The organism is Pelomonas aquatica, from assembly GCF_026712205.1.
GTDB lineage: Bacteria > Pseudomonadota > Gammaproteobacteria > Burkholderiales > Burkholderiaceae_C > Pelomonas > Pelomonas aquatica.
The window spans coordinates 1-15,936 of sequence record NZ_JAPPUW010000033.1; the positions used below are offsets into that span (position 1 = coordinate 1).

The 15,936-nt window shown below is 61.9% G+C and carries 8 protein-coding genes; 1 reads left to right on the forward strand and 7 read right to left on the reverse strand.

The annotated features are described in order from the left end of the window. Nucleotides 1–121: 121 nt before the first annotated feature. From NYP07_RS22590 to NYP07_RS22615, 6 genes are all read right to left on the reverse strand, one after another. Nucleotides 122–892 carry a hypothetical protein gene (locus NYP07_RS22590; RefSeq protein ID WP_268154219.1) on the reverse strand — a complete coding sequence of 257 codons (771 nt, stop codon included), beginning with the start codon at nt 890–892 and terminating at the stop codon, nt 122–124. A gap of 31 nt (nt 893–923) precedes the next feature. Beyond that, the gene (locus tag NYP07_RS22595) at nt 924–5,084 is read right to left on the reverse strand and encodes an RHS repeat domain-containing protein (protein ID WP_268154221.1); all 4,161 of its coding nucleotides are present in this window, start codon (nt 5,082–5,084) and stop codon (nt 924–926) included. Nucleotides 5,085–5,247: 163 nt separating this feature from the next. Beyond that, a complete protein-coding gene (locus tag NYP07_RS22600; protein WP_268154223.1) occupies nt 5,248–5,646 on the reverse strand; it encodes a hypothetical protein in 399 nt (132 codons plus the stop codon). Further along, nucleotides 5,633–5,956, reverse strand: coding sequence for a hypothetical protein (locus tag NYP07_RS22605; RefSeq protein ID WP_268154224.1), 324 nt, complete (start codon nt 5,954–5,956; stop codon nt 5,633–5,635). The genes NYP07_RS22600 and NYP07_RS22605 overlap by 14 nt, the downstream gene beginning before the upstream one ends. 36 nt (nt 5,957–5,992) lie before the next feature. Further along, a complete protein-coding gene (locus NYP07_RS22610; RefSeq protein WP_268154226.1) occupies nt 5,993–9,523 on the reverse strand; it encodes an FG-GAP-like repeat-containing protein in 3,531 nt (1,176 codons plus the stop codon). A 229-nt stretch (nt 9,524–9,752) separates the two neighbouring features. Beyond that, nucleotides 9,753–12,716 carry a Tn3 family transposase gene (locus NYP07_RS22615; RefSeq protein ID WP_268154228.1) on the reverse strand — a complete coding sequence of 988 codons (2,964 nt, stop codon included), beginning with the start codon at nt 12,714–12,716 and terminating at the stop codon, nt 9,753–9,755. Between the two features lie 169 nt (nt 12,717–12,885). Between NYP07_RS22615 and NYP07_RS22620 the strand changes: the two genes are divergently transcribed. Next, a complete protein-coding gene (locus tag NYP07_RS22620) occupies nt 12,886–13,146 on the forward strand; it encodes a hypothetical protein (RefSeq protein ID WP_268154230.1) in 261 nt (86 codons plus the stop codon). 78 nt (nt 13,147–13,224) lie between these two features. Here NYP07_RS22620 and NYP07_RS22625 read toward each other — a convergent pair whose 3' ends face one another. Continuing rightward, nucleotides 13,225–15,858, reverse strand: coding sequence for an MFS transporter (locus NYP07_RS22625; protein WP_268154232.1), 2,634 nt, complete (start codon nt 15,856–15,858; stop codon nt 13,225–13,227). Nucleotides 15,859–15,936: the final 78 nt, after the last annotated feature.

Consider the following 15,936-nt stretch of genomic DNA (forward strand, 5'->3'; position numbering starts at 1 on the left):
TCAACCGCCGCTTCGATCTGCGCAGCCTCGTCGCACGGCTGATCGTCGACACGGCACGCTGTTCGCCGCATCGCATCAGCGAGATTCGGGGCGGGGCTGAGGCACATTACTAATCAGGACTCTAAATTGCATCCATTTCTAAACTATTATTGATCAATTTCGCTAGATCACAAAAAAGTGCAACCTGGGATTCAAAGGAAAAAATTTTTTCAATTTCGTTTTTATTTTGATTAATATACGCTTCAGCACCTGCCATCAAATCATTCATCCCAAATTCTTTGCCTGGCAGATATTCAAATACACAGCCCACAATTACAGTACTCCACTTTTTCGTTGCCAGCAAATCAATAATGCGTAACGTCATCTTTAAGTGCGGCCAGCACCCGATCCAACTTATCTCATCTTTTGAGGCAGACCTTCGTTTAAGGCCGTGAAATTCGGAAATGGCTTCAAGAGCATTCTGAAGCGGCCCTTCTTCAAGAATATTAAATTTTTTTAACGACGATTGCAATTCATCTTGTTTCTTTTCAATTACATGCGGCTTAAGGTTGAAATTTCTATGCCCTCCCAATTGAAGAAATATATTATAATTTGGGTCGAGCGAAAGATTATTATCAGCCGATACTGAATGAAGCGCAAGATATTCTAGATATTGCGACCGCTGCTCTATCGCAAGGGCACGCCGTGAGGTCGGACTCCAAGGAAGTTTTAACATGACACTTTCATGCAAAACCTCGTCCAAAAATTCCTGATAATTCTTCTCCCCGGCAGGGCGGGGTCGAATATTTTCGACTTCATGCAAATACATCAAGTGCAAGGAGTGGCCTTGTTCCGCAAACGCACTCCTTGCAGCAGGAAGGCATTTATTTAAAATTTCACTAAATACGGGCATTTTAATTCGAAAAGTCGCTAATCAAAGGCGCTTATGGACCTGTTGGATCTGGCTTTTTCGGGCCGCGCCCAGGGAATGGTAGCGGAAATGGATTGGGATAAGGAACATATTTCGTAGCAGGCGTATAGTCGGTGCGATCGTAAACAATTAGTCCACCCCCCACATTTGTATATTTATACTCAATATACCCTTCAGATATTGCAATACTTTGGCCCACTTTCAATCCCAAGCCCGCCAAGTCGCCACCCCTGCGAAGACCTGTCTCTTCAGAGGTATAGGCATCCAAAGCAATACCTCCGGCCGCAATTCCAGGCGCCGAATTTCTTTTGATTTCCCAAACCTCTTTTGAGCCGGAGTCTGCGATATCAAATCTACCATCCACGCAATATCCAGGCGCCGCGCATTTTCGCTCTGTAACATAACCTGCTTCGTCCGCCTTTTCTTGAAGGAGTCTATGCGCCTCCTGTCCATACATTGCTAGCTCAAGCCGATGCGCCCAATGATTAAAGAGGTAGCCGAACGCGGCCGTAGCCCCTCCGTTTGAAAACTTACCCCCCCCTAAAACTGATGCCGTACCACCAATGACATAGCTCGTAATCGTGCCACCAATGAAATCAGTCGGCTTGTATGGCAAGGCCGCTTGAGAAAACGCAGCACTAAGCGCTCCTGGACCGCATTTGCTGCCGCTTGCGGCACTTGTTACACACCCGACCACACCATGTAAGACTACTGCCTGCCAAGATTTTTCCCCGTAAACATCTCCCCCAGCAAAGCTACCGCTACCGTTGACAAAGTCACCCACAGCGTTAAACGCAGCCGCAGAGAACGCACCTTGAATTCCGCCCTCAACACTGCCTGAATTCACAGCCCCAATTACGAAACCTGCAGCTGCTGGACCAGCCACACCACCAATCGTGGCAGCCGTGTAAATGGAAGCTAGACCGGATTCCCACAGATAGTTGGCGACGAAATCGCCAACCAAGGGGCCAAGTACCGTGTACGCAAAGTATGCAACGACAACTTTGCCTACGACACCCCAGTGTTTAGGTTGCCAGAAGCACCCCAAGAAACAGAAGCCAGAGGGGTCCGTGCACCCCATCGGGTTGTTGTAGCAGTACCCGTAGCGGTTGTAGTTCTGCAGGTTGAACGGGTCCTGCACGAGGGGGTCGGCCTGCATGAAGACCCCGAGCGTCGGATCGAAGAGCCGCCCGTTCATGTGCACGATGCCCACATCGTCCAGGTGCTCGTGCCCCGTGAAGCCGCGGTCGGTGCCGGCGTTGACGGTCGGGCTCCAGTCCACGATCAGGGTGCCGAAGCTGTCGTAGGTGCCGTTGGTGTAGCGGCGCTTACCGAAGGGGTCGTAGGCGTAGCGCGCGGTCACCGCGCCGTAGTGGTCGGTGGTCGTGATCAGGCTGCCCAGGTGGTCCTTGTGCCAGTACTCCAGCTTGACGACGGTGACGCTCGCGAGCACGGCCGGCGTGGTCTGGCCTGCGCTCAAGGTGGGTAGTTGCCCCGTGGTGACCAGCACCGCGATGGCCTGGCCGCCCACGCTGAGGTAGTGGCGGTTGCTGATTGCCCCGCTCGGGGCGGTCTCGCTCTCGAATGCCAGGCTGCCCTGGTTGTCCGGGTGCTGGTACCAGGTCGTGCGCGTGCCGTTGGCGTCCTGGTGGGTTTCCTTGATGCGCGCGTGGTTCTCGTCGTACTGCCAGGTGTATTGGCTGTTCAGGCCTTGGTTGTTGATCCCCCGCAGGCCGTTGCTGCTGTCGGGCAGGTTGAAGCTGGTGTAGCTCAGGGCGCGGTACTTGCCGTCGCTGGCGGTGCTGAGGTTGCCGTTGGCGTCAAAGGTGTAGCTGGTGCTGCCTGCGCCGGCCACGCTTTGCAGGGCGTGGGGGTGGGAGCCGGCGCCGCCGCCTTGTGCGTTGTAGGTGTAGTTGCCGACGTCGCTCTTGTAGAGCAGCATGCCCAGCGCGTTGTATTGCAGGTTGACCGTGCGGGCCAGGTTGGGGAGGGCGTTGGCGCTGACGGTGTAGCTGGTGAGGCGGTTGAGGTTGTCGCCGTAAGCGAAGGTCTCGGTGACAGCGCCGGTATTGCCGTCGCCGTTGGCATCATTGCGCCCGGTGAGGTTGTTCAGGCTGTCCCAGGTGTAGTGCTGGGACAGGACGTCTCCCTGCCGGCCGCCAGTTGAGCTGGTGGTGGTCAGGTCTGTGACTCGACCGGTGGCAGCCTCGAATACCGTTTGCGCAAGCGCGCTGTCGCCATATTGCTGGGTCTCTAGCTGCCCCCGAGCGTTCACGGCTAGCGTCTGCCAGAGGATCTTGCCCGGTCCGAACGTGCCTCCCGACGCTGTCTGCCCACTGGCGTTGGGCAGCGGGGTGATGGTGGCGGCGGTGTTGAGCAGCAGCTTCTCGAGGAAGCCGCGCGCGGTGTAGGCGTAGCCAACCTGCACGCCGGTGGGGTAGGTCTGGGTCAGCAGCCGGCCGGTGGCGGGGTCGTAGCTGACGGCGCTGCCGAAGCTCGGGCCGTTGGTGACGGTGGTGCGAGCACTGCTGGGGCGGCCGTAGCCGTCGTAGACGTACTGGCGGCTCACGCCGTTGCTGGCGCCGCTCTGGCAGAGCTTGCCCTTGCCGTTGAGGCCTTGCGCGGTGCTGCCGGGCATGCAGGCGCTGCCGTCGGCGTTCTTGTCGTAGGTCCAGCTGCTGACGTATTCGGGCTCGCTGCGGCTGGTCAGGCGGCCGAGCACGTCGTAGGCCATCGTGGTCTGACCAGCTGGAACATAGCTGCCACTCGAGCAGGTCGCTTGATTGCCCGCAGCCGCGAACTGATTCGGACTTTGCTGACAGACGAGTTCCCCGAGGGCGTCGTAGGCATAGTTCCACACGCCGGTGTCCGGGTCCTGGAGCTGGGTCTTGCGCCCACGCAGGTCGTAGACCAGGGTGGTGGTGTTGCCCAGGGCATCCAGGGTCTGCACGAGGTTGCCGAAGGCGTCGCGCTGGTGGATGAGGGTGGCGCCGGTGGCGTCGGTGACGCGCACGAGTTCGCCCAGGGCGTTCTTCTCTTCGGTGCGGGCCTGGCCACGGTCGTTGGTCGTGGTGACGCTCAGGCCGGTGTAGGCGATGGTGGTCTTGGCTACAGTGCGATTGCCGTAGCTGGTGGTTCCGACGAAGCCGTTTTGGCCATTCGGGTCGGCGACGTAGAGGATGGTGGGCCGGCCCAGAGCGTCCACGACAGTCTGGGTGAAGCCCACGTCGTTGGCGCCCGTGGTGGTGGAGCTGCCGGTGGCGGCGAAGTAGGCCTGGGTCTCGAGGACTTTGACGCCGTAGAGGTTGTAGAGGGCGTCTTTGTAGACCGGGGCACCGGCCTTGCCGCTGGCCTGGGCGCTGCCATCAAAGCTCTCGGTGACGCTGCGCAGGTCGCGGCCCAGGCGGTCCTTGTAGACGCGCACATAGGGGCCCATGGCGGCGCCGGCAGTGTTCCACGGCACGCTGTGCGTGAACATGACGGCGTCCGCGGGGGCTTCGCCCGAGGGCGGTGCGGGGCAGTCCAGCGGGTCGCCGTTGGCGCTGCTGCTGTTGGAAGCGTTGACGACATCGGTGGTCAACCCAAACTTGGCGAGCGTGCAGTAGGCGGTGACGGTGGAGGTGCCGTCGGCGCGCAGTTCCTTGGTGGCGCGGCCGAAGTCGTCGAGTGTCCAGCTCGTGGTCAGGCCGTTGGGCCCGGTGAGGCTGAGCGGGGCGCCAAAGCGCGGGTCGTAGGTCTTGGTCTCGGTGTGGCCCAGCGCGTTGCTGCTGCTGGTGGGGAAGAGGCCCGCCGCCACGTTGACCTGGGCCGTGCCCTTGCCCACGGTGATCGATTGGCCGGGCAGCGCCGCGTAGGTGCTGCTGCTGGTGTGCTGGGTGAACAGGGCCTGGCCGGTGGCGCCGCCGCAGTTGGCGGTCGTGGCGCTGGCCTTGTTGCCGTAGGGGTCGTAGCTGTAGCTCGTCGTGACGCACAGCTGCGGGCTGTTGGGCTCAATGGTCTCGCTTTGCAGCAGACCGTTCTTGGCGCCATCCGACGGTTGGTAATAGCTGAAGCTGCTGGTCCGGCTGTAGCTGTAGGCGTTGGAGGGCGTTTGAGCATGGACATTCAGCGCCACCAGGGCTGAACAGACTGCCAGGCACTTCGTCCAGATGTTTGTGCAGATGTTTGCAAACACAACGACTCCCTCGCCAGGCCTGCCGCGCGCTCGGCTGAGGCCGGGACCATGAACCCGTCGGACACCTGAGGGTCAGGCGCCCTGGGAAGACTTGTGTCCAAGATCGCGGGCTTTGAGAGGCCCGCGATTCACATGGACTTACTCAGTGCAGACACGCCACCGATTACTGACGAACCGTATAGGTTGTGGTTTGGTAAGACCAAGCTGCAATCGCCGAGCAGGAGGCAGGTATCGTATAGTCAGACCAAACATTTTGATTGGACAGTTTGGCCGCCAAGAGATACGAATACCATGCCTTGCAGGTATTCACCGTGGCCCCAAACCCGCCCTGGGTGTACAAATTGCAAATCACGTGGGGCGACGTGCCATAGCTCCCTTGATAGGACACAAAGACATTGCCGCTGTCATAGACGCCAAGCATGCCGACCGTGCCACCGCAGGCCACATTGGCATGGCTCGTGGCGGCAATCAGCATGCCGGTGGCCAGCGCGACGGTATTTTTGAATCGGGCAGTGAGGGTTGCCATTTTCTTCCCCTGATGAAACTGGTTATTGATAGACACCAATGCGCTGGATCAAACAACGCCCGGAGACCTTGTCCGGATAGACGAAGAGTTCCACCACATAGCCTTGCTTGAGCGCCAACTGCAAGCTCTCCAGCATCGAGGCGTAATGCTGGTCCGCCTTGTTCATATAGGCAGAATCGCTGTTGCCGCAAATATTCGAGGCGCCGACCAGCTTGATGCGCTCGCCAACGTCGCTGCTCGGGGGTTTTTCGATGGATTCGACGCGCCCGCTCACCATCTGCGCCGCGTGGGCTTGGGCGAATGCAAGCAGACAGGTGACGGCGGCAGCGCAGCGGAATACTTTCATATCGTCCTCATTCAGTGAATAAAGCAATCAATCGAATCAATCATCCAGCAGGGCATTCACAAGGGCCTGCAGGATGGCAGGTGAAATGGGTTGCGGTTGCGGCAGCGGTGCCGGAGGCGCCCCTAAACCCTGGATCGAGCGGGCATATGCGGAATTGCCCGCCGACGATGCGATGCTGCCCAGGCTGTTGGGCACGGTGTTGGTCACCGAGGCCAGGCTCAGGCGGCCCAGCACCCAGGCGCAGGTCTGGGTGTCGCTGCAGGCGGTGTTGTCCGTCTGGTAGAGGTTGGTGGTGACCTTGGTGAAGACCTGCTGATTGCCGGACGGATTGCCCGGCGGCGGACCGGTGGTGGTGACCTGGATGTTGGTGGGGTCGCCGCTGCCGTTGAAGGTGTTGACGGTAACCAACTTGGGCAACGCAGTGCGGTTGAGGTCTTGGCCCGTCTCAGTGCTCTGGTACAGGTAGGGCCGTGCCACCTTGGCAGTGACAGGACAGTTGGTCGTGGCTGAGGCTGCTGATGCGCTGGTCTGGTCGCAGTAGACGTTGCTGGTGGTGCTCAGCAGCGTAGAGGCGTTGATGGCGTTCAGCGCCGCCTGGTAGGTGCTGGTGTTTGCAGCCACACCGAGGTAGGGGTGGGTCTGCACATACTGGGTATCGACCGTCATCGGCGTGCCGTCGGCGCCGGGGCGCTGGCGCAGCACCTCCCGGAAGCCCAGCAGGCCGCGACCGCTGAAGTCGGCCTTGAGACCGCGGTAGCTCATCTCGGTGGCGAGCTGGTTGGTGCCCACGCCCGCGTCGCTCACGCTGGTGGCCACGACGTACATGGGCATGGTCACGTCAACCGCGCCGGCCAGAGCAAAGGCAGCGTTGCCAAGATCGCTCTGGTAGCGCGGCCCTAGGTTGGCGCTGATGCCATTGCTGGGCGTGGCATTGCTCAGCGGCACGTAGTACAGACTGGTCTTGAGTCCGCTGCCGCTGGTGACGCTGACCAACTGGTCGGCGGGTGTCGAGTCGGCCTTGGTGAGGAGGATGTTGGTCGCGGTGCCATTGAGGGTCTGCAGGCGCAGCAGCTCGGCATTGCCGCGGCCCGTGAAGTCGCCCAGCATCACGCTGGCCGTGCCGTCGCTCTTTTGCAGTTGGGTGCCGGCCAAGACGAAGGGGCCGGAGCCGAGGTTGAAGGAGTTCGACGGAGTGAAGCTGCCGTCGCCGTTGCTCAGGTAGACGACGTTTTGCGTGGCGTCGTCTTCCCACCTCAGAATGTCCTGCCGTCCATCTCCGTTGATGTCGACGATGATATTGCCGATATCTTGAACACTCGTTCCTGCGACATATCTGGATAGTTCTTTTCCGGCGACATTCAGGTTGAAGTTTGCCGCGGGTCCAAGTCCATTAAAACTACCGTCACCGGGATATAGAGTCTGTCCTGCCACATTTCCAGGCGAATCGTAAAGGCAGTCCGCCCTTCCATCGCCATTGAAATCAATGGCAATGCTGCAACCCGTTGTGCGGGTCAGATCAAAGTCGCCATTGATGGTGCCTCTTGAGATCCAGGATCCAGTTCTAACAAACAGGTCTTGAAGTCCATCGCCGTTGACATCGGCGACGCTGGGCGGCCGCGGATAATTCGCCTTAGAACTGGGCGGATCAGAATAGACGGAGTGATGCGCAAGATTGGTCCCCGTCGCCTCAGCAAACTGACCCGCAGGACTTCCCCGATAAACATGGGTGCAGACAATGGTCGAACAGGCTTGGTCTGGCGTGGGTTTGACATCTCCGGCCTGATAGTTCACGTAATACGCAGGATTGATTGTCGTGACAATATCAAGTACACCATCGCCATCGACATCAATCAAATAGAAATTCTTGCCTATCGTCTTGCTATAGTTATAGCAGTTGCCACCCGAAACGACGGCGACGATGATGTCAAGCCCGCTGTCAGCCGAGGCCAGCATGATGGGGCGCGCATTCTGAACGTAGATGCAGGAAACTGCTTGTGAGCTGTAGACCTCGGTGACCGTGGACAAGTCAATATTGGAGGGCAGCGCAATGGCTGGCTTGAAGCTGCCGTCCCCATTGCTCAAGAAGAGCAGATTGGAGTCCGCTGAGCAGGCTGCGCCGCTCGGACTTGTCGATCTGGCGACCCTCAGAATGTCCGTCACGCCATCACCGTTGAAGTCTGCGGCAATCGCGTAGTAGCAGCCGTCGCTCTTGAAGAGGTTGTTGGTGGTGATGTTGAAGCTGCCGCTCTGGGTGAAGCTGCCGTCGCCGTTGCTCAGGTAGAGCTTGTTGTTGGCCGGGGTGTCGGACCAGTACAGGATGTCGGTCTTGCCGTCGCCGTTGAAGTCGCCCAGCAGCACGCCGCTGGTGCCGTTGCCGATCATGTCCAGCGTGGCCAGGCCGCTGGTGTTGACGCTAGGGTTGCTGAAGGCGGCGTTGGTCTGGTAAGCGTCGTTGCCGCCGTTGGCGTATTGCAGTGTGCTGGCCGGCAGGCAGCGGGTACTGGTCGGGCCACCGGCGCAGTCCTGGATCTTGTTGATCCGGCTGCGGCCGCTGACGGTGCCTTGCTCATAGGTGAGCTGGGTCGTCTTCACGGCCGTGCCACCGTTGGCGCCCAGCGCGCTGGCGGAGCTGTTGACGTAAGTGGTGATGGACTTGAGGCGGCGAACGCTGACGTTCTTGCTGCCCATCTGGTAGGCCTCGGCCTTGTCGGGGCGCAGGTCATTGCCATTGCCGTCGACGTCGTAATTGAAGACGACCTTGTTGCCGCTGTATTGGATCTCCAGGATGTTCCACTCGTGGCCCACCGTGGGGCTGCCGGCGGTGGGGCCGCTGCCCCAGGGGATGTCGCGCTGCTCGTACTTGAAGTCGATGTAGTTGCCCAGGGTGTCGCTGATGCGCGCGGCGGCCCAGGCCATGGGGGGTTTGCCGGGCGCGGCGATCAGCGCGTTGGCGCCGGGGTTGATGTTCGGGTTGGCGCCGTAGTCGTAGATCTGGCCGGCCTTGGTCCAGACGCGGAAGTAGGCCGGGCCGCTGGCGCCGGTGGTGTCGTTGTTGGCGTAGCCGTAGGCGCGGATGCGCGCGTAGATGTCTTTCTCGGTGCGGAATTCGCGCGCTGGCGTGGTGCCGGGGGCGGAGCCAGCGGCGTCGTTGGTCTGCGGCAGGCTGATGAATTTGCCGCTGCTGGTGTCGTAGAGGGCCGCCGGTGTGACGACGCCGTTGGCGTCGGTCTGGATCAGGCGCTGGCCGTCCAGGCAGAGCTTGTCGTTGGGGCCGTAGGTGACGCCGGCGCGCTTGCCGTCCATGGCGACCGTGGCCGGGCAGCGGGTGATGGAGGACAGGCCCTGCACGCTCCAGCCATGGCCCAGGGGACCGTTGACGCCGCCGCCGGCGTAGAACAGGCTGAGCTTGGGGGACATGCCCGCCACACCGGGCGGCACAGCAATCGCCTGGCTGTAGGACGGTGTGCCGCTGTCGCCTACCGAAACCTGAGCCGCGGCGATGCCGACGGACAAGGACAGCCCAAGCAAAAGAACGACGCGTCCGAAGCCTTGGACGGCAGTTTTCATTTCTTCTCCCTGACGATCGCATCAGCAACCCCGCCCGGGATTTGCGACAGATGCGTCCTTGAATCGTTTCAGAGTCTGTCGAGCGCTCGCGGCAAAGCGATGAACGCCTTTGCGTCTTAATAGTCCATTTGGACCGCGGGTAACTGCCGATCCGGCTTGCGCACCAAGGCTGCTTGGAACTATCGATTCCCAGCGTGCATCAGCGGCTCGCTCCGCGAGCAGGGTCTTCTTAGAAGCGCCCGGGCCGACGCTCGAGGCGGCCAGCCGGCCGTTCGACGAGGTGCTCCTCATGCTCGCCGAGCTGGAAAACGTGCAGGCCCCGGAAATTGATGTCGCCCCACCGAACGGGTGAGATGTGCCGTTGGACCTCGATGCCGATCACCTGGCCCGTCTCGCGCAGGTCATCGAGCGCGTCCTGCAACTTCATCGTGTTGAAGGCGATGACGAGGTTGGTCAGCAGAAAGTGCGCACCCGACAGCGCTTGCAGCTCATCGCGCCGGCGACCGCGCTCAGGCGCCAGGCGCCCCGGGAAGATGGCCCGCTGCAGCACATGCACAGCCTCACCGCGATTCAACAGCGTGTGAATCTCCCGGCGGAGATCGACGTCGGTGAAGTAGTCGCAGAGGAAGATGGTGCGGAGCAGCTTGCCGTACTCCAGGAACGTGCGATGGGCGGGCTCGCCATTGGCCGTGCCGCCGTTGCGGGCAATCAGCCAGGCCACCGACACCTTGCCCTGTCGGGCCGAGGCGATGTAGCGCATCGCCTCATGCCAGCCGTCCTTCAGCGGCCGCAGCGCGATGCCTTCATTCACCAGCCGGTCCAGGTTGGCCTCGACCTCGAAACCGTTGGGCACGAGCAGCTTGCGATCGGGCAAGTTGGCCAACTGGGGGTAAAGGTCGAAGCCGAAGAGTTTGGCGACCGCCATGCCGACGAACGAAAAGCCGTGGGTGTCGACGGCGTTCAGCTCGATCCGGCAGCGCTCGGAACTGGTCAACGCGTTGTTGTATTCGAAGACCGAATGCACGGCGGGGCCGTCCTGCCACACGTTCTGCACGATGGGCATGCCGTAGCCGATCACGTAGCGATCGAGCTTCATCGAGTACATGCCCGCCGACATGGTCTTGCGGCGCGGGTTCTGCCGGGCGTGCGACAGATGCCGGGTCGCATCGAGGGCCATCATGTCGCTGGAGCTGCGGCTGCCGTCGCCCCAGGCCTTCACGATGGGCATGCGCTGCTGGAATTCGAGCACCTTGGCGTTGGCCCGCATGACCCGGTCTTTCAGCTCAAGCGTCCTCATGCCCGAGGACACGTCGGCAGCATTCAGGTCCGAGACCATGGTCGCCACGCCCTTGGCATCCATGCCCGTCGCGCCGGCGATCAAGCCGCCGTAGATGCTCAGCAGTTCTTGCCTGGACTTCGCCCGCCGGCCCAGCAAGGCTTCGCTGAAGCCCGTCTTGCGGTCCATCACAATGATCACCTCGGCCAGCTGGGCCTCGCCGATCTTCTTGTCCAGCATCGCCTGCGTCTTCTGGAGCTTGGGGTCTTCCTCGGCAGCCCGCAGGCGGGCGATCCTCACGCCGCCGGCCTCGTCAACTTCGAGCAAGCCCAATTCAAGCTGCTTGGACACCTCCTGCAGGCCATCCTTCAACAGGTCCAGCTGTACCTTGAGAACCTTGTCGACATCCAGCTCCAGCCTGAGGGCCGCGCAGATCCCCGCTTTGTTGGCATCCCACTCCTCGCGCGGGATGAGGCAGTCCTCGCGGCTGCGGTAGTCGCCGCTGTAGTCGACCCACATCTTTCCGCCGGTGAGGCTGTCCCGGATCCGCTCCATCGCGTGAGCCATGAAGGCGCGGAGCGCCTGCTCACGGTCCGTTGCCCCGACCATTTCCCGCCAGGCGGGGTCGACGATGGAGGCGTCGAAGTCTTCTGGCAGGGCGCTGGCCTTGGCATCCCGCAGCCCGTTGAGGGCTTTGATCACCTTGAGGTCCTTGGACGCATTGGCTGCCTGCAAGTCGAGCGCCGAGAACGCATCGAGCACGGCCTCCACCCGCTCGGCCTGCTCGATGCTGGACAAGGTCTCCCGGATGATGGCTGCGTCGGTGTCGTCGCTGCCGCCGACGACGGCCTTGACCATCGCCTCAATGTCGTCGAGCCGCTTCTGCGGGGTTCGCGTCTTGTCGCCCGCCGTGACCAGCACGGTTTCGAGGGTCTGCCGGTACTCGTGACTGCGGACCTCGCGCACCTGCTTCGCACGGTCCTTTCCGGCGCGCCGCAGGTCGGCGCAACGACGAGACGCGCGGTAGATCGTCTCGTCGGTCAGGCTCATCAACTGGTACTGGAGGAAGCAGACGAGCTGCAGCTTCAGCGACTTCAGCTCGCGCTTGGAGGTCTCCGATGGCGGCCGTCCCTGCACCATGAGCGCGTAGGCGCGCAGCCGGTGGTACGAGATGTCGGACAGGTCCCATTCGTGGACGTGGAGCGACTTCAGGTAGTCGACCTTCTGGGTCACCTCCTTGATCGTCTTCGGGGCGTGCTTGCCGGACGACTTCTTCAGCCACTCCAGAACCGTCTCGCCAGGCTTCACGCTCTCGGTGAACATGAGTTCGACCAGGGCTTCGAGCCATTGCGGCTCAACGGCCCGCTCAACGGCTTCTTGCGCGGCCTTCTCGACCTTCTGGAAGGCCTGGCGAGCGATGTCGCGAATCGCACGGTCAGCGGGCAGGACGACATTGGCGTCGAACAGCGCGTGGCAGCCAGCCGTGACGAGCTCGTCGACGCTGGCCGCGTTGAGCGCGTGCATCGCCATGACCGAGCGAAGCTTCGGCAGGTGTTCCTGTTCTTCGAACAGCTTCATCTGGAGGATGTCCCGCGCTTTCGCGCGGTGGTCCCAGACGGTACGCTGCGACTTGTTGATCGCCGCGACTGATGCGATGACCGTCTCGCTGATGTCGAGCTGCGAGCACAGCCCCTTCATCAGATTCAGGGGGAGAGGCTCCGTGCTCTGCGGATGCATGCCCGTGGCCATCAGGACGGCGACCTGTGCCGCCAGGCTCAAACGCAGCTTGCGTTCGGCCCCATCCTTGATCTTGACCAGGACCTGGGCCGGCAGGGCGAAGTGCGCCTCGAACTCAGCCGGGGACAGGCGACGAGGAAGCGAGGCGCGGCCGACATACCGATAGCGAGTGTGCGACATGGACTCCGGGCTCCGAGGGCCCGATCATGTACTGCTCGGCAGGGCCTGCGGCCAGTATCGCCGCACTCCCTGGGAGCGCGCTAAGCAGTTGATTTGATAGAGGTAACGGCACGAGAGTGTAGGTTTGGCACGAAATCCGAGATCACCCCGGAACCTGCCAGTTTGGCATTTGATCCTGGGCGATCTGGGCGACCCGCCAGCGGACCGGATTGCCAAGGTCCTGGGCGTCGGCGCGCGCACGGTCTACCGCTGGAACCGTGCCGGCAACGCGCCCCGCAGTGCCTGCCTGGCCCTGTTCTGGCTCACGCGCTGGGGCCGCTCGCAGGTGCACTGCCAGGCCCAGAACGACGCTGTGCTGGCCGTCCAGTATTCCGTCGCGCTCAAGAGGGTCAGCCGGGATTCATGTGATTTCACGCCAAAAATAGCGTAAGTCTTTGACCACGCGAGTGAATTTCGAAATTCCCTCCTCACCGAATCCCGGGTCCATAGCATCGGCCGGCCAGGCCGGCTATGCCGCGCCGTTTGCCGCTGTCCCTCCCCCGCCGCTGGCCTTCTTCCGCAGGATCGGCTCGACGATGAGATCGGCGACGCGCCGGCGCCGGTCGACTGCGTAGTCGCCTAGCAGGTTGATGTGCGCCAGCCGATAGGGGTTGAGGTCGCCGAGCACATCGGGCGAGATCGGGAAGCCCTCGTCCCTCAGCTCCCGGATGACTCGCTCCATGTCGTGCACGTTGTAGAGGATCAGGATGTTGGCCATCAGGTGGCCGAATTTCATGACCTTCTGCTGCTCGTGCCGCAGGTTCTCGGCGATCAGACCGCCATTGCCGAAGAAGCTCAGCTTCAGGAAGTTGTTGAACTGCTCGCTCTTGTTCGTCTCCGCATTGATGAATCGGCGCAGGTCGACGTCGCTGATGTACTTGAGCAGGAAGATCGTGCGCAGGACCTTGCCCAGCTCCTGGAACGCGAAATACAGCTTGTTCTTGCGGCTGTGCGTGCCCAGGCGACGCAGGATGGTCGACGGCGTCAGCCGGCCCAGCTTGATGGACACGCCGATCTTGAACATCATCGGCAAGTGGGTCTCGATCAGCTCCCAGTCGATCGTGCCCTTGAATAGGCTGTCGATATTCTCGTACTTGGCGGACTTGGTCGGCTTGAAGAAGTCCAAGTTGTGGATGGCGCGGATCCGCGGCATCAGCTGGACGCCGATCAACTTGGACATCGCGAACGCGGCGTAGCTCTGCTGGTGGGTATCGCCATGCAACTTGCTCGGCCGGATCGAGGTTTGCTCCGACTCGTCGACGTTCAGGTGATCGAGAATGAAGAGGCCCTCGTAGGTGCCGCAGCTGATGAAGTGGCTGAACAGCGCGATGAAGCGATCGGACACGCGGGTGTACTGGATGCCGCCATAGGCGCCATAGCGGATGTGGTATTCGCTGAGCAGGTTGCGCTCATAGAGGTTGAACCGCGTGCCGTCGGCCGACGCGTGCTCGCCGGTCCCCCAGTAGCTGGGCAGCTCGAACTCGCTGAACTTGTTGATGACCTTGGCGGTCACCTTCTCCAGCAGGTCCTCGGTGACGTACTTCAGGTTGATCCAGGCCAGCTGCTTGGCGCTGAGGCTGCGGATCGACCGGGACAGCTGCGCGGGGCCAAGGTTGCAGCCGTAGCAGAACAGCACCATGATGACCCGCACGCGCAGGTCTTCCAGCCGGCTCTCGGTCCCGGCCAGCGGCTTGAACATCTTGTGCAAGTCAAGCCAGCTCTCGACGGCCATCAGCACGTCGATGATGCCGACCGGCCGCAGGCGCTTGTCGAGTTCCTCTTGCAACCGTGTGGCGTCGGGATGTGCGGACACCCTCGGGGGCTTCTTCAATGACAGCCGGCCGTCGACGATTTCGGCATGGGCGTTTTGCGGCCAGGCCAGATCGACTTCCCACGACACGGCGAGCAGCTCGTTCTTCAGCGCCTCGCAAAAGGCCTTCGGGTCGGTGTCGAGTTCCGTGACCTCGGCATACCGGGGCAGCTCCCGCTCATAGAGGGTCCAGAAGCCCGCGCCGACGAAGGCCACGCCGCCGCTGGCGAGCAGCTGCAGGGCCGGCAGCACGGGATCATAGAAGAACCAGTCGCCGACGAAGGCGAGGATGCCCAGCGACAGCACCGTCATCAGCGCGTTGCGCTTGCCCCGGCGCCGCGCCACCCGGCCGGCGAAGCTGATGCCGACGAGGCCGCAGACGAGGCCGGCCACGCCCATCATCGAGTTCCAGCGCGTGGCCTCGACGACGTTGCCGCCGCAGACGTAGTAGACGGTCGCGTAATAGCCCAGCAGCCCCACCATGGCCGTGGCCATGTTGTAGGCCAGCATGGTGCCCAGCATCTGGCGGAAGGGGCGGTTCTTCAGCGTGCGGTAGAGGGTGTCCTTGAAGGGCACGCGCCGCGTGCTGCGCTTGACGACGGCCTCGTAGTAGCGCTCGCGCGTCAGCGAGAAGATCAGCACCGACACGACGACCATGATGCCGCCCAGGATGGCGGTGTAGACCTGGGCGCCGCGCAGGATGTCGGGCTTGCCCGAGGCGTCGTTGAAGACCGCCAGCGTCGTGAACTGCGCGGCCACGAACATCGCCAGCTCGGGAAGCTTCTGGATCGCGTTCTTCACCGACATCACGCGCGTGCGCTCGTGGTAGTCGGGCGTCATCTCCGCGCCCAGGCTGTTCCAGGGCATGTTGAAGCAGCTCATCACCGGCACGTACAGGCAGGTGGAGACCAGCATGAAGGCGAAATACTCGCCGTCGCTCCAGCCGCGACCGACGGCGAACATCAGCGGCAGGCCGATGCCCGCCAGCACGCCGCCGACGAGGATGAAGGGCCGGCGCCGCCCCCAGCGCGTGCGGGTGTTGTCGGAGATCCAGCCGAACAGCGCGTCGGAGACGGCGTCGACGAAGATCTTCAGCCCCAGCGCCGTCGAGATCAGGCCCGGCGCGACGCCGAGGAAGACGTTGAAGACGTGGAAGGCCAACGACTGGTAGAGCCAGTGGCCCCACATGTCGAGGAAGGAGCCCAGGCCGAAGCCGATCTTCTGCGGCAGCGGCACGCGGTCCTGCGGGGCCGTGGCCGCGCTTGGCGCTGCCGGCACGGCGGAACGGGGCATGGGAGGCGCAGCGGCCCCATCGGCATCGGCAATCAAGGCTCTGTCTCCTGGGCCGCGTAAAACGGCACTTTTTAGTAA

Coding starts and splice junctions, on each gene's coding strand:
- NYP07_RS22590 (WP_268154219.1), bottom strand. CDS start 892: ATGCCCGTATTTAGTGAAATTTTAAATAAATGCCTTCCTGCTGCAAGG.
- NYP07_RS22605 (WP_268154224.1), bottom strand. CDS start 5,956: ATGAAAGTATTCCGCTGCGCTGCCGCCGTCACCTGTCTGCTTGCATTC.
- NYP07_RS22610 (WP_268154226.1), bottom strand. CDS start 9,523: ATGAAAACTGCCGTCCAAGGCTTCGGACGCGTCGTTCTTTTGCTTGGG.
- NYP07_RS22615 (WP_268154228.1), bottom strand. CDS start 12,716: ATGTCGCACACTCGCTATCGGTATGTCGGCCGCGCCTCGCTTCCTCGT.
- NYP07_RS22625 (WP_268154232.1), bottom strand. CDS start 15,858: ATGCCCCGTTCCGCCGTGCCGGCAGCGCCAAGCGCGGCCACGGCCCCG.